Raw genomic sequence first — 19,995 nt, forward strand, 5'->3', positions numbered from 1 at the left:
AAGCCGAAAGTCTACAGGGCGACACCCTGCGCTCCTACCCCGGCGACCCCGCCACGCGCCTGCACCCGGCGCGAGATCAGCCAGCCCAGCACCACGATGCCCGCCGCGGCCGCCGTGAACACCGGGGGGATCCAGCCCCGGTCCACGCTGAACGCCACGATCAGCACGCCCGTGGACTGCCCGAGGAACAGCAGGCACGCAAACAGCGTGACCGCCGTGCCGCGCGCCTGCGGCGCCATCTGCGTGGCCTGCACCTGCAGCGTGTTGTGCAGCATGTAAAAGCCGATGCCGGCCAGAAAGCAGCCCAGCATGGCCCAGGCCACGGCAGGCGCCCACGCCAGCGACAGCAGGCCCACGCCCACCAGCGCGGCCCCCAGCAGCGCCAGCCCCTGCTCACCCAGTGCCGCCAGCCAGCGCCGCGCAAACACGCTGTAGATCAGCCCGCCCACGCCATAGAGCACCATCACCCCGCCGGCCGCAGCGGCCGACAGCCCGAACCCGTCGACCATGCGCGCCGGCACGAAGGCCAGCGTGCCAAACGCCAGCGCGCCCTCGATGGCCACCACGGCCAGCACCCAGCGCACGCGCGCCACACGCAGCAGCGCCATCGTGCCCGCCAGGTAGTTGGCCAGGGAGAAGGCCGGAGCCCCCGGCGGCAGCGGCGCACCGCCCAGCGCCCCGATGGCGCGCGCATGGCGCAGCAGCAGCACGGCCGCCGTGAAGAAGGCCAGCGCCAGCGCGCCCAGCGCGGCGCGCCAGCCCAGCACCTCGGTGGCAAAACCGCCAAACCACTGGCCCGCCATCATCCCGGTCACGGTGGCCACCATCAGCCGCGCCAGCGTCTCCTGCCGCTGCTCGTAGGCCACCTCGTCGCCGATCCAGGCCATGGACAGCGGAATGATCCCGGCCGCCGCCGCCCCCATGGCCGCGCGCGCCACCACCAGCACGGTGAAGCTCGGCGCCAGCGCCGTGACCGCACTGAACACCGCACACGCGGCCGTGGCGCCAATGATCACGCGCACCTTGCCCACGCGGTCGCCCAGCGGGCCGTACACCAGCTGCAGCACGCCATAGGCCACGGCAAACGCAGCGATCACGGCCGAGGCATCACCGGTGGTGACCTGGTATTCAAGAGACAGCGCCACCAGCATCGGGTCGCACACCCGCATGGACGCCATGCTGCAGAAGGCCGCCAGGCTGATGAGCCGCAGCATCGTGAGGGAAGAAGTCATGGGCGCCGATTGTGGTGCGGCGCCCCTGCGCCCGCTGGCGCGGGGCACGAAGCACCCCGGCTGGTGAAGGTCTAGCCCACTCACCCCGCTCGCACCCCCACCTATGCGGCGCAGGCATAACAGATAGATCAAATGCACTCCGGCGCTGCGCCAGCGCGCCAGACAATGCAATGCTGACCTCAGGAGACTCCCCCATGCCCTTCATCACCCGCCGCGGCGCGGCCCAGCTCATCGGGGCCGCAGCCCTTGCCGGCGCTGCGCTGCCACTGGCCGCCCTGGCCCAGGCCTATCCCTCCAAGCCCATCACGGTGGTGGTGCCGTACGCGCCGGGCGGCGGCGTCGACATCGTCACCCGCATCGTCACGCAAGAGCTGGGGACCGCGCTGGGCCAGACCATTGTTGTCGACAACAAGCCCGGCGCATCCACCAACATCGGCATGGCCGCCGTGGCCAAGGCACCGGCCGACGGGTACATGCTGCTGACGGCCTCGCCCTCGCTGACCAGCAATGGCGCGCTGTTCAAGAACCTGGCCTTCGACCCCGCCAAGGACTTCACCGCCATCGGCAAGATCGGCTACGCGCCCCTGGTCGTCGTGGTGCCCGCAGCCTCGCGGTTCAAGTCGTTCAAGGAGCTGGTCGAGTACGGCAAGGCGAACCCCGAAGAGCTGTCGTACGGATCGGCGGGCAACGGCAGCTCCGGCCACCTGGCCAGCGAACTCATGAAGCAGGAAACCGGCGTGCGGGCGGTGCATGTGCCTTACAAGGGCGGCAGCCCCGCCATCACCGACCTGATCGGCGGGCGCATCTCGTTCATGTCGATCAACCCGCTGGAGGTGCTGGCCCACGTGCAGGCCGGCAAGCTGCGTGCGCTGGCGGTGTACGGCAGCAAGCCCACCGACACCCTGCCCGACCTGCCGACCACCGCGTCGCTCGGCTGGCCCAAGCTCGACGCCACCGTGTGGTGGGGCCTGATCGGGCCCAAGGGCATGACGGCCGATGTGGTGGCGCGCCTCAATGGCGAGCTGCAGAAGACCCTGGCGCGCAAGGATGTGCAGGAAAAGCTCGCCACCCGCGGCGCGATCGTCGACACCGGGTCGGCAGCGCAGTTCGAAGCGTTCAACCGCGCCGAAACCGCCAAGTGGAGCCGGGTGATCAAGGACGCGGGCATTCAGGCAGACTGATCCGCGCCCCGGCCCGCTGAACCTGTTCGCGGGCCACACCGCCAGGGCATTGCCGGGCATCCCCGGTGCCCCCAGCAGCGCCTGTGGCACCGCTCACGCTGCCGATTGCCAAAGACCCCAGTGCTCTGCTTTTTATAGCTATCAGCGATTTATGGATAAGCGCTGAAGCCCAATTTTCATCGGATTCCTCCCCGCCGAAAGCGCCTGGGAGCCTGCGCGGCTGGCGGCCGCCGAGGCACTGTGATTAAATTCAGTGCCTTCATCTGGCCACCCCGGGCCACCTCCACGCCATGCCGGCCTCCCCGCCCGCCCCGCCGCCTCCGACCATCACCCGCTTTCACCGCACCCGCCTGATGCAGATCTGGCGCTCGGCCGGATGGCCGTGCAAGGACGGGCTGGAGATCGACCTGCTGGCGGCCGGGCTGATCGCCCTGCACACCGCCGCCGATGGCTGCGAAACCCTGCGCCTCACCGACGATGGCATTCGCACCCTCGCCCAGGCGCGCCAGCGCGGCGTGCGCGCCTTGAGCCTGCACGACCGGCTGGGCCAGAAGTTTGCGGCGCAGCTCCTGGCCGCGGGCCGCATCGTATGGGCCGAGCTGTCGCTGCGCGCGGTGATCGACAGCGTGCCGGTGGCAGGCGCGCCTGCCACCGTGGCTGGCGCACCATCCAACGCCGCACCACCCATGGCCCCGCTGTGGGCCGACGACGATGCCGCCCCCCCGGCCCGCGCCGCCGCCAACGTGTGGCGCATGGCCCGGCCCGACCTGTTTTCGGTGCGCAACACCTCGGTGCCCGCCTACCTGCAGCCCATGGTGCATGAGGTCAAGGCCAGCCGGGCCGATCTGCTGTCGGACCTGCGGCACGACGCCAAACGCCAGGCCTACCAGTGGCTGTGCGAGGAGTGCTACTACGTCTTCCCAGCAGGCATTGCCGAGCCCCACGAGATCCCAGAGCACTTCGGCATCTGGGTGCTGCACGGCAGCGTGGACGAGGGGCGCTTCGAGCTGCTGCGGCCCGCGCGGCACAACCGCTGCACCCTGCCGTTTGCGGTGTGGATGGCGCTGTGCAAGGCCACGCCCCTGCGCGGTGATGACGACCTGGCCCAGTCGCAGCTGGGCGGCCCCGCTGCCGCTGCCCCTGACGCCGACACACCCCCACCCGCGCCATGACCTACATCGTGGCCGTGCGCGAGCTGTGCGAGTTCACCGCCAAGCAGGGCGACCTGGACCTGCGCTTCACGCCGGCGCCCACGGCGCTCGAAGGCATGGCAGGCCATGCGGTCGCCGCGTCACGCCGGGGTGCAGGCTATCGCGCCGAAGTGGCGCTGAGCGGCAGTTACCAAAACCTGCAGGTGCGCGGCCGGGCCGATGGCTACGACCCCGCACAACAGCGCATCGACGAGGTCAAGACCTTCAAGGGCCGGCTCGACCGCCAGCCCGCATCGCACCGCCACCTGCACTGGGCGCAGGCCAAGGTGTATGGCTGGCTGCTGTGCGAACAGGAGCAGCTGGCGCATATCGACGTGGCGCTGGTGTACCTGGACGTGGGCACGCAGCAGGAGACCGTGTTCACCGAGCGCTGCAGCGCCGACGACCTGCGCCAGCACTTCGAGGCGCAATGCCAGCGCTTCATGGCCTGGGCCGAACAGCAGGTAGCCCACCGTGCCGCGCGCGATGCGGCACTGACCACCTTGGCGTTTCCCTTCGGCGGCTTTCGCACCGGCCAGCGCCCGCTGGCCGAAGCCGTGTACAAGGCGGCAGTAGCGGGCCGCTGCCTGCTGGCCCAGGCACCCACGGGCATTGGCAAGACCATGGGCACGCTGTTCCCGCTGCTCAAGGCCGCCCCGGCGCAGCGCATCGACAAGGTGTACTTTCTGGCGGCCAAGACCTCGGGGCGGCAGATGGCGCTGGATGCGCTGGCGCGCCTGGCCGACAGCGTACCGGCCCTGCCCTTGCGGGTGCTGGAGCTGGTGGCGCGCGACAAGGCGTGTGAACACCCCGGCAACGCCTGCCACGGCGAATCCTGCCCGCTGGCGCGCGGCTTTTACGACCGGCTGCCCGCGGCCCGCGCCGCTGCGGTAGCCACCAACAGCACAGGCCAACCCGCCCCCGCCTTGCAACAAGCCCGGGTGCGCGAGGTGGCCCTGCAGCACGGCGTGTGCCCCTATTACCTGAGCCAGGAACTCGCCCGCTGGGCCGATGTGGTGGTGGGCGACTACAACTACTACTTCGACCTGGGCGGCCTGCTGCACGGCCTGGCGCAAGCCAACCAGTGGCGCACGGCACTGCTGGTGGACGAGGCGCACAACCTGGTGGAGCGCGGCCGCAAGATGTTCACCGCCGAGCTGCACCCCGCCGCGCTGGCCCAGGCCCGCAGCAGCCCCGCCGCCGCGCAGCATGCCCCCGTGAAGAAAGCGCTGGACAAGGTGCGCCGCGCCTGGGTGGCGCTGGACAAGGCGCACCCGGCGGCCTACACGGTGCTTGAAGCCTTCCCCGACAAGCTGCTGGCCGCGCTGCAGCAGTGCACCACCACCCTCACCGAGCACTTCACCGACCACCCGGCCGAGCCCACCGAACACACCCGCGCGCTGCAGACCTTCTATTTCGACGCCCTGCACCTGCAGCGCATGGCCGAGTTGCTCGATACACATTCGATGGTGGACATCACCCAGGCTGCTGCAACCCACCACCAGCGCGCTTCCAAGCCCGGTGATTCCGTGGTCTGCATCCGCAATGTGGTGCCCGCGCCCTTCCTGCAACCCCGGCTGCAGGCCGCGCACACCAGCACGCTGTTCTCGGCCACGTTGCAGCCCGCGCGCTACTACGCCGACCTGCTGGGCCTGCCGGGCGACCATGTGGGGGTGGACGTGGAATCGCCCTTTGCCGCGCAGCAGCTGCAGGTGCAGGTGGCGCGCCACATCTCCACGCGCTTTGCGCACCGCGCGGCGTCGCTCGCGCCTTTGGCGGCGCTGATGGCACAGCAGTTCCGCGCGCGGCCCGGCAACTACCTGGCGTTCTTCAGCAGCTACGACTACCTGCAGCAGGCCGCCGCGCTGTTTGCGCAGCAGCACCCGGACGTGCCGCACTGGTGCCAGTCGCGCCGCATGCTCGAAGGCGAGCAGCGCGAGTTTCTGGCGCGCTTTTCCACCACCAGCCAGGGCATTGCGTTTGCCGTGCTGGGCGGCGCGTTTGCCGAGGGAATCGACCTGCCCGGCCAGCGGCTGATTGGCGCCTTTGTGGCCACGCTGGGCCTGCCGCAGGTCAACCCCGTCAACGAGCAGATCCGCGAGCGCATGCACAGCCTGTTTGGCGCGGGCTATGACTACACCTACCTCTACCCCGGCCTGCAGAAGGTGGTGCAGGCGGCGGGGCGGGTGATTCGCACGCCCGACGACGAGGGCGTAGTGCACCTGATGGACGAGCGTTTTGCGCAGGCCCAGGTGCAAAGCCTGCTGCCGGCGTGGTGGCAGACCCGTGGCCGCGCGTGACCATTACGCCGATGCGAAATGCCCCGGCAGACATCCTGCAAAGTTATAGTCGCCCGCTGGGTACCGCCCGGCAACGCGCCTGCGGGCCTGATGGACGTGCGCGGGGGTTGGCCGGCATGCCCGACCCGGGTTGATACCAGCACCACAACCGACCGCCTCTGGCGATGATCCCAGTCAATGCGCTTCAAAACTCAGCTTTTCGCTCTGGTGCTGTCGGTGCTGTTGCCGGCCTTTGTGGCTGCGATGCTGGCCATCTGGTACGTGTACGAGGAAGAAAAGATGGTGCAGGAAGCGGGCCTGAAGGAGGCCGCACGCGCGCTGTCGCTGCTGGTGGACAACGAGCTGCAGTCGCGCCAGAGGATCCTGCGCACCATCGCCAACGACCCCTCGCTTGCGACCGGAAACATCGCCAAGTTCTATGAGTTTGCGAAAAAGAACGCGGCCAGCCCCGAAACCACCATCGTGCTGATGGCGCCCGATGGGCGGCAGCTGCTGAACACGCGCGTGCCGCTGGGCACGCCGCTTCCCACCGAGCGGCCGGCCAGCATCGAGGACCTGATGCGCCGCGACGGGGGCATCACGCCCCTGGTATCCGACATCTTCATGGCCCCGGTCGCCAAGCGGTTCGACTTTGCCCTGCAGGTGCCGTATATGGAGCGCGGGGAGATCCGCTACTTTGTGGGCATGGGCGTCAACGTCACCGCCATTCAGGCGCTGCTGGCGCAGCAGAAGCTGCCCACGCGCTGGCTGGGCGCCATCGTGGACCGCAATGGGGTGCTGCTCGCCCGGTCGCGAAAGCCCGAGGAATTCGTCGGCCGCTCGTCGGACGAACGGCTGCAGAGGCTGTTCGCATCGACCTCGCAGGGCCTCACACGCTCGGTCACGCTCGACGGGGTCGCAGTGAAGACGTTTTTCCACCGCGTGGCCAGTTCGGACTGGACCGTGGTGCTGAGCATTCCGGAAGAAGACATCCGCAGCTCGGCGGTGCGCGGCGCCGGGATCTTTGCCTTTGCGGCCTTGCTGGTGCTGGTGGTGACCTTGTTGCTGGCCCGGCGCATCGGCTCGGGCGTCATCCAGCGCATGCAGCGGCTCGAAGAAGCCGCCCAGGCACTGGGACGGGGCGACCCCGTGACCTACACCGCGCAGGGGCTGGTGGAGGTGGACGCCGTGGGCTCGCGCATGGCCGAGGTGAGCAACCGGCTGCGCCTGTCCCAGCGCGAGCTGGAGCTGCGCGTGGCCCAGGCGGTGGCCGACTCGGAACGCGCGCAGCGTGCGCTGCTGCAGAGCCAGAAGATGGAGGCGCTGGGCCGCCTCACGGGCGGCATTGCGCACGAGTTCAACAACCTGCTGCAGACGCTGTCCACATCGCTGCAGTTGGCCAAGCGCACCCACGACACCGAGCGCTTGCACAGCCTGCTGGACACCTGCAGCAAGGCCATCAAGCGCGCCAAGACACTCACCGGGCAGCTCAGCTCGTTCGGCCGCACGCAGGACGCGCGGCTGGAGACGGTGAACCTGCACCGCCAGATCCATGAGTTCCGACAGCTGGTGGACAACGTGCTGCCCGCCAGCATTGCGCTCGAGATCGAGGTGGAGGAAGAACTGTGGCCGGTGACCATCGACCCCACCCAGTTCGAGCTGGCGTTCCTCAACCTCGCAATCAACGCCAAGGACGCGATGCCCGCCGGAGGCGCCATCCGCATCCGGGTGAGCAACGAGGAGACGCCCCCGCCGGTGGAAGGCCTGCCGCCCGGCGACTATGTGTGCATCAGCGTGGCCGACTCGGGCATCGGCATGACGGAAGAGGTCATGGCCAAGGCGCTGGACCCGTTCTTCACCACCAAGAAGGTGGGCGAAGGCACGGGCCTGGGCCTGCCCCAGGCGTTCGGCTTTGCCCGGCAGTCTGGCGGCACGCTGGTGCTCAGCAGCCAGGTGGGTGAAGGCACGCGCGTCGACATCTATCTGCCGCGCGCAGCCGACGCGCACGCCGACGCCGCAAGCACCCCGGCCCAGCGGGCGGCCAATGGCGGGCCGCAGGTGCAAGGCACGGTGCTGTTTGTCGAAGACGACGCGCTGGTGCGCGAGAGTGTGGCCCCCGCCCTGGAGGCCGCGGGCCTCACAGTGATCCTGGCCGAGAACGCCGACGCCGCGCTGGCGCGGCTGGAGGCGGGCACGAAAGTGGACTTCGTGTTCTCGGACGTGGTGATGCCAGGCACCCTCACCGGCATCGACCTGGCCCGCGCCGTGGTCAGCCGCTTCCCTCAGATGAAGATGGTTCTCGCCACCGGCTATTCGGAACACCGCGTCTCCATCCCGGGGGTACAGGTGCTGGCCAAGCCCTATGACCTGGCCGATGTGCTGAGGCTGCTCACGCGGGCCGGGTGACCCGGGCGCCCCCGGGTCGGCATCCCGATAGCTACAATTTTCGTAGCTACAAGACCTTATACATCACGCGTCGGGGCTGATTTTTATACATACATCAGCTTCTACTTGCGAGAATAGATCTGGTCAAAGCTCGCGTTGTCCGCAAAGTGCTCCCTGGCCGCCTTGTCCCAGCCACCAAACGCGTCGTTGATGGTGAACAGGTTCAGCTTGGGGAACTGCTTGGCGTACTTGGCCTTGGCCTTGTCAGACACGGCCGGGCGGTAGAAATGCTTGCCCGCAATGTCCTGGCCTTCTTCGGTGTAGAGGTATTGCAGATAGGCCTCGGCCACGGCACGGGTGCCCTTCTTGTCCACGTTCTTGTCCACCACCGACACCGCTGGCTCGGCCAGGATGGAGATTGACGGCGCGATCACGTCGAACTTGCCGCCGAATTCCTTTGCGAGCAGGTGGGCTTCGTTCTCCCAGGCAATCAGCACGTCGCCCTGGTTGCGCTGCGCAAACGTGATGGTGGAGCCGCGCGCGCCGGTGTCCAGCACGGGCACGTTGCCATACAGCCGGGCCACGAAGTCCTTGGCCTTTGCGTCACCACCGTATTTGCGCTTGGCGAATTCCCACGCCGCCAGGTAGTTCCAGCGCGCGCCGCCCGAGGTCTTGGGGTTGGGGGTAATCACCTTCACATCCGGGCGCACCAGGTCGTCCCAGTCGCGGATCGCCTTGGGGTTGCCTTGGCGCACCACCAGCACGATGGTGCTGGTGTAAGGCGAGCTGTTGTGCGGCAGCCGCTTTTGCCAGTCCTTGGGGATCAAGCCGCCATTGGTGTGCAACGCATCGGTGTCGCCCGCCAGGGCCAGCGTGGCCACGTCGGCGTCCAGCCCGTCGATGATGGAGCGCGCCTGCTTGCCCGAGCCGCCATGGCTTTGCTTGATGGTCACGTCCTGGCCGGTCTTGGCCTTCCAGTGCTTGGCAAACGCCTGATTGAACTCCACATACAGCTCACGCGTCGGGTCGTACGACACGTTGAGCAGCGTTACCGACTGCGCGAACGACGGCAATGCCGTCAGGGCCAAACTGCCCACCAGGGCGGCGGCGAGGGGAAACTTGATAAAGTCGCGGCGAAAATTCATGGCACGGGCCTCTTTGGTGAATGTGTTGCGGTGCAAAACACCGATGAAACGCATTCTGGAAGCCCCTCTTAAAAACTGAAACTACTGAGATTTCAGTTCTTTATTCCAAAAACATCTGAGCGACACTTTTCCGCTCCTCCACGACAAGGACATTCCCATGGCACGCACCGTTCAATGCATCAAGCTCGGCAAGGAAGCCGAGGGCCTTGACTTCCCCCCCTACCCCGGCGAACTGGGCAAGCGCATCTGGGAAAGCGTGAGCAAGGAAGCCTGGGCCGGTTGGCTCAAGCACCAGACCATGCTCGTGAATGAAAACCGCCTGAACCTAGCCGACGCCCGCGCCCGCCAATACCTGGCCCGGCAGATGGAGAATCACTTTTTTGGCAGCGGCGCGGACGCTGCGGCCGGGTACGTGCCCCCCAGCGCCTGACCACCCTTCCTCTTCCTATGTCCGAGCCTGTGGACTGGCTGCCGGACGGCACCCCCTACAGCCCCCGCTTCGGCGACCGCTATCACAGTGAGAACGGCGGCCTCACCCAGGCTCGCCAGGTTTTTTTGCACGGCTGCGGCCTGCCCGCCGCATGGGCCGGGCAAGCGCAGTGGCGCATTCTGGAAACCTGCTTTGGCTTTGGCCTGAACTTCCTGGTCACCTGGGCCGCATGGCGGGCCGACCCACAGCGACCTACGCTGCTGCATTTTGTGTCGACCGAGGCCTGGCCGGTGAGCGCCGACGACCTGCTGCGTGCCACTGCGGCCCACCCCGACCTGGCGCCGCTGGTGCAAGAGCTGCACCGTCAATGGTGGGGCTTGCTGCCCGGCGTGCACCGGCTGCGCTTTGACGAAGGCCGGGTGCTGCTGACCCTGCTGGTGGGCGACACCCAGGCCATGCTGCGCCAGCAGAGCCTGACGGTGGATTCCATCTACCTCGACGGTTTCAGCCCCCAGCGCAACCCCGAGAGCTGGGACCTGCACACCCTGAAGGCCGTGGCGCGCTGCTGCCGCCGCGGCACCCGCCTGGCCACCTGGACCATCGCCCGCGCGGTGCGCGACGCGCTGGCCCAATGCGGCTTTGAAGTGACCCGCGTGCCCGGCGTGCCGCCCAAGCGCGATAACCTGCACGCCACCTACAACCCACGCTGGGAGCCACGCACCCCGCGCCAGCCCGTGGCCGCGCCCGAACCCGCCCTGCCCGGCCCCTGCATCGTGATCGGCGGCGGCATTGCGGGTGCCGCCGCCGCCGCCAGCCTGGCCCGGCGCGGCTGGCAGGTGCAGGTGCTGGACCAGGCGGCCGTGCCCGCCGCGGGCGCATCGGCCCTGCCCGCTGGTGTGTTTGCGCCGCATGTCTCGCCGGACGACAGCGTGCTCTCGCGCCTGTCGCGCAGCGGCGTGCGCACCACGCTGGAGCAGGCCCGCTGGCTGTTGAACGAAGGCCTGGACTGGGCCGCAACCGGTGTGCTGGAGCACCGCACCGACGGCACGCCCGGGCTCGCGCCGGACTGGATGCAGGGCCCCGGCGCCGCCTGGAGCGAGCCCGCACCGCCCGCCACCCTGGCCGCAGCCCAGCTGCCCCCGGGCACCACGGCCTGCTGGCACCACCAGGCCGGCTGGGTGCGCCCGGCCCGCCTGGCCGCAGCCCTCCTCGCGCAGCCCGGCATCCGCTGGCACGGTGGCTGCCAGGTGGCGCGGTTGCAGCGCATCGCGCCGCTTGCTGCAAATGGCCGCCCAGGCCCCGAGGTCTGGCAGGCACTAAACGCCCACGGCCAGGTGCTGGCCGAGGCGCCGACCGTGGTCATCGCGGCGGGCATGGGCAGCGTGGAGTTGCTGCGCCGCCCCTGGCCGCTGCAGCCCGTGCGAGGCCAGGTGTCCTGGGGCGTGCATGCAGCAAGCACGGATGCGCCGCCGCTGCTGCCGTTTCCCGCCAATGGCCACGGCAACCTGGTGCCCCGTTTTCCGCTGGACGGCGACATGGAAGGCCGCCAGGGCTGGCTGATGGGCTCCACGTTCGAGCGCGACGTGCATGCCCTGCCGCCCACCGCCGAAGACATCAAGGCAGCGCACGCAATCAACCGGGACAAGCTGCAAGCGCTGCTGCCGGGCATCGCCCCGGCGCTGGAGCCCCTGTTCGCCAGAGCCTCGCAGCCCTCTGCCGAGGAGCCGCCCTGCCTTTACACCTGGGCCGCCGTGCGCTGCACCGCGCCCGACCGCCTGCCCATCGTGGGCCCGGTGGATGTGGCAAGCCTGCCGGGCCTGTGGGTCAGCACGGCCATGGGCGCGCGCGGGCTGACCCTGGCGCTGCTGTGCGGCGAGCTGCTGGCCGCCCGCCTGCAGGGCGAGCCGCTTCCCGTCGATGCCCGGCTGGCCCGCGCGCTGGGCACAGAGCGCATGTAGCACCCCTGCGCTACAACGCCCGCCAATCCTTGCTTATATTCATTTGCGCATATTGGCAGAGCAAAACAATAGTTTGCATCCATAAGAAGGACCTCTAAAGTCGCCGCCATGCATGAATTGGCGTTCGTCTTTGCGGGCTTTGCCGTCGGGCTCATCGTGGGCCTGACGGGGGTGGGCGGCGGCTCGCTGATGACGCCGATCCTGATCTTCTTCTTTGGCGTGAAGCCCCACATGGCCGTGGGCACCGACCTGCTGTTTGCGGCGTTCACCAAGATGGGGGGCACCGTGAGCCTCGCCCGCCAGCGCCTGGTGCCCTGGAAGGTGGTGGGCCAGCTGTGCGCAGGCAGCATTCCGGCCGCGCTGCTCGCGCTGTGGGCGCTCAAAACGATGGGCCCGGCCAGCGGCACCGCGCAAAGCATCATGACGACCACGCTGGGCTTTGCCCTGCTGCTCACGGCGGCGGCCACGCTGTACAAGGCCATCGCGTTTTCGGCCCAGCGCCAGGCCGCCGAGGCCGCCACCCGCAAGACCGATGCGCGCGACCCCACCCGCCCCCGCCACTGGAGCCTGCCCGTGCTGCTGGGCGCGGTGATCGGCACGCTGGTCACCTTCACCTCGGTGGGTGCGGGCGCGATTGGCGTCACGGTGCTGCTGCTGGTCTACCCGCTGCTGCCGCTGCCACGCGTGATCGGCGCCGACATTGCCTACGCCGTGCCTTTGACCCTGGTGGCAGGGCTGGGTCATGCCACGCTCGGCTCGGTGGACTGGCCTTTGCTTGCACAATTGCTGGCTGGCTCGCTGCCAGGCATCTGGCTGGGTTCGCGCCTGGTCACCCGCACGCCTGAGCGCCTGATCCGCTCTGCCCTGTCCGTCCTGCTGGCCTGGGCAGGCTTCAAATTGATTCTGATCTAGGAACCCTGCGGTTCCCGCCCCACGATGTACCAATACACAGCATTCGACAAACAGTTTGTCCGGCAGCGCGCGGACCAGTTCCGCGACCAGCTCACCCGCTGGCAGACCGGCAAACTGCCCGAGGACGATTTCCGCCCGCTGCGCCTGCAAAACGGCTGGTATGTGCAGCGCTATGCGCCCATGCTGCGCGTAGCCGTGCCCTACGGCGAGATCGCCAGCCGCCAGATCCGCGTGCTGGCGAAGATCGCCCGCGAGTACGACGAGCCCGAGGCCGCCGTCTTCAAGGCCGCCATGGAAGGCCAGGGCAAGCTGGGCACCACCTTTTTGCCCACGCACTGCGCGCACTTCACCACCCGCACCAATGTGCAGTTCAACTGGATTCCACTGGCCAAGAGCGCCGACGTGATGGATCTGCTGGCCTCGGTGGACATGCATGGCATCCAGACCAGCGGCAACTGCATCCGCAACACCACCACCGACGCGCTGGCCGGCGTGGCGGTGGACGAGATCGTGGACCCGCGCCCCTATGCGGAGCTGATCCGCCAGTGGTCCACGCTGCATCCCGAATTCGCCTTCCTGCCGCGCAAGTTCAAGATCGCCATCAGCGGCGCCAGGGACGACCGCGCCGCCACCGGCTGGCATGACGTGGGGCTGCACCTCGTCAAGAACGGTGCGGGCGAGATCGGCTTCAAGGTGTTCGTGGGCGGCGGCATGGGCCGCACGCCGGTGGTGGGCACGGTGATCCGCGAGTTCCTGCCCTGGGACCAGATCATGAATTACATCGAGGCGATCGTGCGCGTGTACAACGAGCACGGCCGCCGCGACAACAAGTACAAGGCCCGCATCAAGATCCTGGTCAAGTCCGAAGGCCAGCAGTACATCGACGACGTGGAAGCCGAGTACCGCCAGATCATGGAGATCGACGGCGGCCCCCACACCATTCCGCAGTCCGAATTCGACCGCGTGGCGGCCTGCTTTGTGGCGCCCCCACTGGCCGACATCGCCGACGTGGACCCCGCCGCGCTTGACGCATCGCTCAAGGCCCAGGCTGCCGAACATGTGATGTTTGGCCGCTGGCTGCAGCGCAACGTGCACCCGCACCAAAACCCGCAGCTGCGCGCCGTCACGCTGTCGTTCAAGCGCCCCGGCCAGTCGCCCGGCGACGCCACCAGCGAGCAGCTGATCGCCCTGGCCGACCTGGTGGACAAATACTCCGCCGGCGAAGCCCGCGTGACGCACGACCAGAACGTGCTGCTGCCCTGGGTGCACGCCAGCCGCCTGTTCGAGCTGTGGCAAGAAGCCCGGGCCCTGGGCCTGGCCAGCGCCAACGTGCAGCTGCTCACCGACATGATCGCCTGCCCCGGCGGCGACTTCTGCGCGCTGGCCAACGCCCGCTCGCTGCCCATTGCGGAGGCCATCACCCAGCGTTATCAAGACCTGGACGAGCTGGACGACATCGGCGAGATCGACCTGCACATCAGCGGCTGCATCAACAGCTGCGGCCACCACCACAGCGGCCACATCGGCATCCTGGGCGTCGACAAGGACGGCAAGGAGTGGTACCAGGTCACGCTGGGCGGCTCGGACGGCTCCGACCTGTCGGGCGCCGCCGTGGCGGGCAAGGTGATCGGCCCCTCGTTCTCGGCGGCCGAAGTGCCGGACGTGATCGAGGCCGTGCTCGGCACCTACCGCGACCTGCGCGAGAGTGGCGAGACCTTCCAGAACACCGTGCGCCGTGCGGGCCTGGACCCGTTCAAGGAAGCCGCCAAGCAGGCCCGCCACCCGGCCGCTGCCGAAGAGGCAGTGGCATCGGCCTGAGCCCTGCCCCACGCACACAACGACAACGACACCATGAAGATCCTTGCCACTCAAGACCACCAGCCGCCCGCCGAGGGCGACACCCGCGTGGTGGCCCTGGCCAACGATGCCGACGCCCTGGCGCTGCCGCTTGACGGCGTCGAGCGCGTGGACCTGCACTTTCCCAACTTCACCGATGGCCGCGCGTTCAGCCAGGCCTTCCTGCTGCGCCGCCGCCGTGGCTTTGCGGGCGACATCCGCGCCACGGGCGACGTGCTGATCGACCAGCTGGTGCAGATGCAGCGCACGGGCTTTTCCAGCGCCGTGCTGCGCGCCGGGGTGGACGCTGCGGACGCCCAGCGCCAGTTCGAGCGCTTCCCCGGCTTCTACCAGGGCGATGCGGTGAACCCGCAGCCCCACTTCGCCACTGAAAAGGCTGCCGCATGAGCCAGATCGACCTTGCACAAGTCAACGCCGAGCTGGGCCGCAACGCCGAGGGCCTCGTCGCCTGGGCGCTCGGCCTCAACCAGCGCCCCATCGTCACCACCAATTTCCGCCCGTTCGAGGCCGTGATCCTGCACATGGTCACGCAGGTGAACCGCGACGTGCCTGTGGTGTGGATGGACAACGGCTACAACACCGAGGCCACCTACCGCTTTGCCGACGAGGTGACCCAGCAGCTGGGCCTGAAGCTCAAGATTTATCTGCCGCTGCGGTCGCGCGCGCACCGCGAGGCGGTGGACGGCCCCACGCCCGCGCTGGACGACCCTCGCCACGCGGCCTTCACCGAAGAAGTGAAGCTCGAACCCTTTGCCCGCGCCCTGCGCGAAACCGCGCCCAAGGTGTGGTTCACCGCCCTGCGCGCCACCGACACCGCCGTGCGCGCCCAGATGGACCCGGTGAGCATCAACCCCGACGGCCTCATCAAGGTGGCGCCGCTGCTGCACTGGTCGTCCAAGGACCTGCACGAATACTGCGTGAAGCACGGCCTGCCCAACAACTTCGACTATGTGGACCCCACCAAGGGCGAAGACAACCGCGAGTGTGGGCTGCACCTGGCGCACTGATACGGATCTGCCCACCGACTACCCGAAACCGTTCACGCTGAGCCTGTCGAAGCGCCGCGCAGAGCTTCGACAAGCTCAGCCCGAACAACTCTGATGGATCAACCGTACCTCTGCCCGCCCCACTAGCGATCCGACCATGAACGCCCGCACCGATACAGCGCTTCTGAAAAACAACAACATGAGCTACCACCTGAACAACTCGCACCTCGATGCGCTCGAAGAAGAAACCATCTTCATCCTGCGCGAAGTCGCCGCCGCCTTCGAGCGCCCCGCGCTGCTGTTCTCCGGCGGCAAGGATTCGCTGGTGATGCTCAAGTGCGCCGAAAAGGCGTTTGGCGCGGGCCGCATCCCCTACCCGCTGCTCATGATCGACACGGGCCACAACTTCCCCGAGGTGACCGATTTCCGCGACTTCCGCGCCAAGGAACTGGGCGCCGAACTCATCGTGCGCAACGTGGAAGACAGCATGGCGCGCGGCACCGTGCGCCTGGCCCACCCGGGCGAATCGCGCAACGTGCACCAGTCGGTCACGCTGCTCGAAGCGATTGAAGAGTTCCGCTTTGACGCCCTCATCGGCGGCGCCCGGCGCGACGAAGAAAAGGCCCGCGCCAAGGAACGCATCTTCAGCCACCGCGACAGCTTCGGCCAGTGGCAACCCAAGGCCCAGCGCCCCGAGCTGTGGACGCTGTTCAACACCCGGCTGCAGCCGGGCGAGCACTTCCGCGTGTTCCCCATCAGCAACTGGACCGAGCTCGATGTGTGGCAGTACATCGACCGCGAGAACATCGCGCTGCCCAGCATCTACTACACGCACCAGCGCCAGGTGGTGGACAAGAAGGGCCTGCTGATGCCTGTGACCGAGCTGACCCCCGCACGCGAGGGCGATGTGGTGGAGACGCGCGACGTGCGTTTTCGCACCGTGGGTGACATCACCTGCACCGCGCCCGTGGAGAGCACCGCCGCCACCCCGGCCGAGATCGTCATTGAGACCCTGGCCGCCGACGTGAGCGAGCGCGGCGCCACGCGCATGGACGACAAGACCAGCGATGCGTCGATGGAAAAGCGAAAGAAAGACGGGTACTTCTAATGACTACTATGAATTCGATAGCTGTCAGCGCTTATACAGAAAGTGCTGGAGCCCAAAATGACCATATATCCGCCCTCAAGTTCATCACCTGCGGCAGCGTGGACGACGGCAAGAGCACGCTGATCGGCCGCCTGCTGGTGGACAGCAAGGCCGTGCTGCAAGACCACCTGGCCGGCGTGCAGCGCCAGGGCGAAACCGACCTGGCCCTGCTGACCGACGGCCTCAGCGCCGAGCGCGAGCAGGGCATCACCATCGACGTGGCGTATCGCTACTTCGCCACCGAAGAGCGCAAGTTCATCATCGGCGACGCGCCCGGCCACGAGCAGTACACCCGCAACATGGTCACCGCCGCCAGCAGCGCCGACGCGGCCGTGGTGCTGGTCGATGCCACCAAGCTCGACTGGAAGAACCCCCACCTGGCGCTGCTGCCCCAGACCCGCCGCCACAGCCTGCTGGCCCATCTGCTGCGCGTGCACTCGCTGGTGTTCGCCGTGAACAAGCTCGACGCCGTGGAAGACCCGGCGCTGGCGTGGAAGCACATCCAGGGCGCGCTGCAGTCCTTCGCGCATGCCGCTGGCATCGCCGTGCGTGCCACCGTGCCCGTCTCGGCCCTCAAAGGCTGGAACGTGGTCGACGCGCACGCTGGCTGGTGCGGCTATGACGGCCCCACGCTGCTGCAGGTGCTGGAAGTGCTGCCCAACACCCCCGCCGACGCGGCGCTGGCGCCGGCCTTCCCGGTGCAGTGGGTCGAGAAGTTCTCATCCTCGTCCGACACCCGCCAGGGCCGCCGCGTGTTCTGGGGCCGCGTGGCCGCAGGCCGCTTTGCGCCCGGCACGGCGGTGCAGGTCTTCCCCAGCGGCCAGCTGGCCACCGTGGCCCAGGTTCTGGACCACGCCCGCCGCCCCACCGATGTGCCCGCAGGCACCAGCGCCGGCATCATCCTCGACCGCGAGGTGGACGTGTCGCGCGGCGACTGGATTCTGGCCGCGCCCACGGCAGCGGCCGCACCCGCTGCCGACGACGACTTTGGCGACACCCCTGCCGCCACCCCGGCCTGGCCCGCCAGCCGCGAACTGCGCACCACCGTCGCGTGGATGGACGACGAGCCCCTGGTGGCTGGCCGCGTTTACTGGGCGCTGCACGGCCACCGCTGGGTCAAGGCCAAGGTCAAGGCCGTGGTGCACAAGCTCAACATCAACACCCTGGCCGAAGAAGCCGCCACGCAGCTCGACCCGAACGCCATCGGCCACGTCCAGTTGGTGCTGCAAGAGGCCATTCCGGCCGCGCCGTTTGCCACCGCCCGTGTGCTGGGCTCGCTGATCCTGGTGGACACCGCCAGCCACAAGACCGCTGGCGCCGTGCTGGTCCACTGACCGCGCCCGGCGCCTGTCCGCTACACCACACCCCACCCTCCGCCAGAGATCCTTGCAACCCCAGGTCGGTGAAGCCCTTAAAATCGAGGGTTTTCACCGACCCACACAACTCCTGCCATGACCCACGTCGTCTCCGAAAACTGCATCAAGTGCAAGTACACCGATTGTGTGGACGTGTGCCCCGTGGACTGCTTCCGCGAAGGCCCGAACATGCTCGTCATCGACCCCGACGAGTGCATCGACTGCGCCGTGTGCATCCCCGAATGCCCGGCCAACGCCATCTTTGCCGAAGAAGACCTGCCGTCCGACCAGATCGCTTTCATCAAGCTCAACGCCGAGCTGGCCTTTGCCGATGGCTGGAAGAGCATCACCAAGCGCAAGCCCGCACTGCCCGACGCCGACGAGTGGAACGGCAAGCCGGGCAAGGTCAACGAATTGGTGAAGTGACCCAGCGACCCCAACCGTTCGGGCTGAGCTTGTCGAAGCCTTGCGCCGCGCTTCGACAAGCTCAGCGTGAACGGTTTGTGGCGACCCAGAGCAACGTGGCGCCTGGCGCTGCCACCCGCCTGCCACGGCCATGATTCAAGAAACCGACGCGGTCGTCATCGGCGCAGGCCCCGTGGGCCTGTTCCAGGTCTTCCAACTCGGCCTGCAGGGCATCACAGCCCACCTCATCGACGCCCTACCCCACGCGGGCGGCCAGTGCGTCGAGCTGTATGGCGACAAACCCATCTATGACATCCCGGGCATCCCGGTCTGCACCGGGCGCGAGCTGGCGGAGCTGTTGCTGAAGCAGATTGCCCCGTTCAAGACCCAGTGGCACCTGAACACGCTGGTGTCTGCACTTTCCCAGCAAGCCGATGGGCGTCTGCTCGTTGAAACCTCGCAAGGCGCGCAGTTGCTGGCCCGCACAGTGTTCATCGCCGCCGGTGTAGGCGCCTTTGTGCCGCGTACGCTCAAGGTGGACGGCATTGAGCGCTTTGTGGGCACCCAGGTCCACTACCAACACCTGCCCGCGACGGCGGATGTGGCCGGGCGCCACGTCGTCGTGCATGGCGGCGACGAGCCCGCCGTGGCCCGCACCGTGGAACTGGCCGAACAAGGCCAGGCCGCCCGCGTGAGCCTGCTGCACCGCCGCGATGTGTTCCAGGCACCCGATGCCCTGCTGCAGCGCCTGCAGCAATTGCGCGACGCAGGCCGCATCCATATCGAGGCCGCGCAGATCACCGGCATTGAAACCGCTGGCGACCAACTGACCGCCTTGCAGGTGGTGGACGCCGATGGCAACCCCCGCGCCCTGGCGCTGGACCTGCTGGTGGCCGTGCTCGGCATCTCGCCCCGCCTCGGCCCCATCGCCGACTGGGGCATCGCCATGGACCGCAAACAATTGGTGGTGGACACCGAGGCCTTCCGCACCAGCGTGCCCGGCATCTACGCCGTGGGCGACATCAACACCTACCCGGGCAAACGCAAGCTCATCCTGTGTGGCTTTCACGAGGCCACGCTGGCCGCGTTCGGCGCGGCGGAGGCACGCAAGGGGGACAAGGTGGCGCTGCAGTACACCACGACCAGCCCGCGCTTGCACCAGTTGCTGGGTGTTGCGCCCGCCGCCTCTGACTGACTGGCCACGCAGCCACACCACTGCAATACGTAGCTTACTGCTTTCGCAAGCGCTGCCGCCAGCAGGCTGCACAGCACCACGCCAACGCCAGTATTGATTCGCCACTTGCGATGGGTTTGATCGACCATCATGGCCAATCGGGTTCCTCCCACACCGCATTACGCCGATAACTCTTGCGGCAGCTTGCCTCCCGCTTGCAACTTGTGGCGACGCGGTGACGCAAATTCCATGTCGGCACGGGACATTGACAATCCCATTCCAGATGCCGGATATACGACTGCAGGTGTTTTACCCTCTGGGCCCCAATCGATCAGGCTCTTGTTGTTGTGGGGGAGTCC

Annotated in this window: 17 protein-coding genes; 14 read left to right on the forward strand and 3 right to left on the reverse strand. The window is 67.9% G+C overall.

From position 1 onward, the window contains the following. Positions 1 to 11 precede the first annotated feature (11 nt). Positions 12 to 1,232, reverse strand: coding sequence for an MFS transporter (locus tag ACOQFS_RS17790; protein WP_421564157.1), 1,221 nt, complete (start codon positions 1,230 to 1,232; stop codon positions 12 to 14). Positions 1,233 to 1,426: 194 nt separating this feature from the next. On the opposite strand from ACOQFS_RS17790, the gene ACOQFS_RS17795 reads away from it, so the two are divergent. The 4 genes from ACOQFS_RS17795 to ACOQFS_RS17810 all read left to right on the forward strand — a co-directional run bounded on the left by ACOQFS_RS17795 (position 1,427) and on the right by ACOQFS_RS17810 (position 8,288). Further along, positions 1,427 to 2,413 (forward strand): Bug family tripartite tricarboxylate transporter substrate binding protein, encoded by a 987-nt coding sequence (locus tag ACOQFS_RS17795; RefSeq protein ID WP_421564158.1) that lies wholly within the window; start codon positions 1,427 to 1,429, stop codon positions 2,411 to 2,413. 290 nt (positions 2,414 to 2,703) lie between these two features. Beyond that, positions 2,704 to 3,585 (forward strand): hypothetical protein, encoded by an 882-nt coding sequence (locus tag ACOQFS_RS17800; RefSeq protein WP_421564159.1) that lies wholly within the window; start codon positions 2,704 to 2,706, stop codon positions 3,583 to 3,585. Then, positions 3,582 to 5,903, forward strand: coding sequence for an ATP-dependent DNA helicase (locus ACOQFS_RS17805; RefSeq protein ID WP_421564160.1), 2,322 nt, complete (start codon positions 3,582 to 3,584; stop codon positions 5,901 to 5,903). The genes ACOQFS_RS17800 and ACOQFS_RS17805 overlap by 4 nt, the downstream gene beginning before the upstream one ends. A 177-nt stretch (positions 5,904 to 6,080) precedes the next feature. Then, the gene (locus ACOQFS_RS17810; RefSeq protein WP_421564161.1) at positions 6,081 to 8,288 is read left to right on the forward strand and encodes an ATP-binding protein; all 2,208 of its coding nucleotides are present in this window, start codon (positions 6,081 to 6,083) and stop codon (positions 8,286 to 8,288) included. A gap of 101 nt (positions 8,289 to 8,389) precedes the next feature. On the opposite strand, the gene ACOQFS_RS17815 is transcribed toward ACOQFS_RS17810, so the two are convergent. Then, complete coding sequence (locus ACOQFS_RS17815) at positions 8,390 to 9,412, reverse strand: sulfate ABC transporter substrate-binding protein (RefSeq protein ID WP_421564162.1); 1,023 nt, start codon at positions 9,410 to 9,412, stop codon at positions 8,390 to 8,392. Positions 9,413 to 9,569: 157 nt separating this feature from the next. Between ACOQFS_RS17815 and ACOQFS_RS17820 the strand changes: the two genes are divergently transcribed. The 10 genes from ACOQFS_RS17820 to ACOQFS_RS17865 all read left to right on the forward strand — a co-directional run bounded on the left by ACOQFS_RS17820 (position 9,570) and on the right by ACOQFS_RS17865 (position 19,657). Next, positions 9,570 to 9,842, forward strand: a complete 273-nt coding sequence (locus ACOQFS_RS17820; protein ID WP_015013765.1) for an oxidative damage protection protein — start codon at positions 9,570 to 9,572, stop codon at positions 9,840 to 9,842. Positions 9,843 to 9,859: 17 nt separating this feature from the next. Then, positions 9,860 to 11,800, forward strand: a complete 1,941-nt coding sequence (mnmC, locus tag ACOQFS_RS17825) for an FAD-dependent 5-carboxymethylaminomethyl-2-thiouridine(34) oxidoreductase MnmC (protein ID WP_421564163.1) — start codon at positions 9,860 to 9,862, stop codon at positions 11,798 to 11,800. Positions 11,801 to 11,908: 108 nt separating this feature from the next. After that, positions 11,909 to 12,712, forward strand: a complete 804-nt coding sequence (locus ACOQFS_RS17830) for a sulfite exporter TauE/SafE family protein (protein WP_421564164.1) — start codon at positions 11,909 to 11,911, stop codon at positions 12,710 to 12,712. Between the two features lie 24 nt (positions 12,713 to 12,736). Continuing rightward, positions 12,737 to 14,530, forward strand: a complete 1,794-nt coding sequence (locus tag ACOQFS_RS17835; RefSeq protein WP_421564165.1) for a nitrite/sulfite reductase — start codon at positions 12,737 to 12,739, stop codon at positions 14,528 to 14,530. A gap of 33 nt (positions 14,531 to 14,563) precedes the next feature. Next, on the forward strand, positions 14,564 to 14,956 hold the full coding sequence (locus tag ACOQFS_RS17840; protein WP_421564166.1) for a DUF934 domain-containing protein: 393 nt from the start codon (positions 14,564 to 14,566) through the stop codon (positions 14,954 to 14,956). After that, a complete protein-coding gene (locus ACOQFS_RS17845; protein WP_421564167.1) occupies positions 14,953 to 15,576 on the forward strand; it encodes a phosphoadenosine phosphosulfate reductase family protein in 624 nt (207 codons plus the stop codon). The genes ACOQFS_RS17840 and ACOQFS_RS17845 overlap by 4 nt, the downstream gene beginning before the upstream one ends. A 136-nt stretch (positions 15,577 to 15,712) precedes the next feature. Beyond that, positions 15,713 to 16,663 carry a sulfate adenylyltransferase subunit CysD gene (gene cysD, locus ACOQFS_RS17850; RefSeq protein ID WP_421564168.1) on the forward strand — a complete coding sequence of 317 codons (951 nt, stop codon included), beginning with the start codon at positions 15,713 to 15,715 and terminating at the stop codon, positions 16,661 to 16,663. Then, a complete protein-coding gene (locus ACOQFS_RS17855; protein ID WP_421564169.1) occupies positions 16,663 to 18,036 on the forward strand; it encodes a sulfate adenylyltransferase subunit 1 in 1,374 nt (457 codons plus the stop codon). Before cysD ends, ACOQFS_RS17855 begins: the two co-directional genes overlap by 1 nt. A 117-nt stretch (positions 18,037 to 18,153) precedes the next feature. After that, on the forward strand, positions 18,154 to 18,483 hold the full coding sequence (fdxA, locus tag ACOQFS_RS17860; protein ID WP_421564170.1) for a ferredoxin FdxA: 330 nt from the start codon (positions 18,154 to 18,156) through the stop codon (positions 18,481 to 18,483). Positions 18,484 to 18,613: 130 nt separating this feature from the next. Further along, positions 18,614 to 19,657 carry an NAD(P)/FAD-dependent oxidoreductase gene (locus tag ACOQFS_RS17865; protein WP_421564171.1) on the forward strand — a complete coding sequence of 348 codons (1,044 nt, stop codon included), beginning with the start codon at positions 18,614 to 18,616 and terminating at the stop codon, positions 19,655 to 19,657. 158 nt (positions 19,658 to 19,815) lie between these two features. Here ACOQFS_RS17865 and ACOQFS_RS17870 read toward each other — a convergent pair. Beyond that, a partial coding sequence (locus tag ACOQFS_RS17870; protein WP_421564172.1) for a hypothetical protein occupies positions 19,816 to 19,995 on the reverse strand: 180 nt, incomplete at its 5' end.

This window comes from Paracidovorax sp. MALMAid1276 (assembly GCF_049198005.1).
Lineage (GTDB): Bacteria > Pseudomonadota > Gammaproteobacteria > Burkholderiales > Burkholderiaceae_C > Acidovorax.

Bases quoted from the DNA above. Each gene is read 5' to 3' on its own strand.
- fdxA (WP_421564170.1), top strand. From the start codon at position 18,154: ATGACCCACGTCGTCTCCGAAAACTGCATCAAGTGCAAGTACACCGAT.
- ACOQFS_RS17820 (WP_015013765.1), top strand. From the start codon at position 9,570: ATGGCACGCACCGTTCAATGCATCAAGCTCGGCAAGGAAGCCGAGGGC.
- mnmC (WP_421564163.1), top strand. From the start codon at position 9,860: ATGTCCGAGCCTGTGGACTGGCTGCCGGACGGCACCCCCTACAGCCCC.
- ACOQFS_RS17815 (WP_421564162.1), bottom strand. From the start codon at position 9,412: ATGAATTTTCGCCGCGACTTTATCAAGTTTCCCCTCGCCGCCGCCCTG.
- ACOQFS_RS17800 (WP_421564159.1), top strand. From the start codon at position 2,704: ATGCCGGCCTCCCCGCCCGCCCCGCCGCCTCCGACCATCACCCGCTTT.
- ACOQFS_RS17855 (WP_421564169.1), top strand. From the start codon at position 16,663: ATGACTACTATGAATTCGATAGCTGTCAGCGCTTATACAGAAAGTGCT.
- ACOQFS_RS17865 (WP_421564171.1), top strand. From the start codon at position 18,614: ATGATTCAAGAAACCGACGCGGTCGTCATCGGCGCAGGCCCCGTGGGC.
- ACOQFS_RS17790 (WP_421564157.1), bottom strand. From the start codon at position 1,232: ATGACTTCTTCCCTCACGATGCTGCGGCTCATCAGCCTGGCGGCCTTC.
- cysD (WP_421564168.1), top strand. From the start codon at position 15,713: ATGAACGCCCGCACCGATACAGCGCTTCTGAAAAACAACAACATGAGC.
- ACOQFS_RS17835 (WP_421564165.1), top strand. From the start codon at position 12,737: ATGTACCAATACACAGCATTCGACAAACAGTTTGTCCGGCAGCGCGCG.
- ACOQFS_RS17840 (WP_421564166.1), top strand. From the start codon at position 14,564: ATGAAGATCCTTGCCACTCAAGACCACCAGCCGCCCGCCGAGGGCGAC.
- ACOQFS_RS17845 (WP_421564167.1), top strand. From the start codon at position 14,953: ATGAGCCAGATCGACCTTGCACAAGTCAACGCCGAGCTGGGCCGCAAC.
- ACOQFS_RS17805 (WP_421564160.1), top strand. From the start codon at position 3,582: ATGACCTACATCGTGGCCGTGCGCGAGCTGTGCGAGTTCACCGCCAAG.
- ACOQFS_RS17795 (WP_421564158.1), top strand. From the start codon at position 1,427: ATGCCCTTCATCACCCGCCGCGGCGCGGCCCAGCTCATCGGGGCCGCA.
- ACOQFS_RS17830 (WP_421564164.1), top strand. From the start codon at position 11,909: ATGCATGAATTGGCGTTCGTCTTTGCGGGCTTTGCCGTCGGGCTCATC.
- ACOQFS_RS17810 (WP_421564161.1), top strand. From the start codon at position 6,081: ATGCGCTTCAAAACTCAGCTTTTCGCTCTGGTGCTGTCGGTGCTGTTG.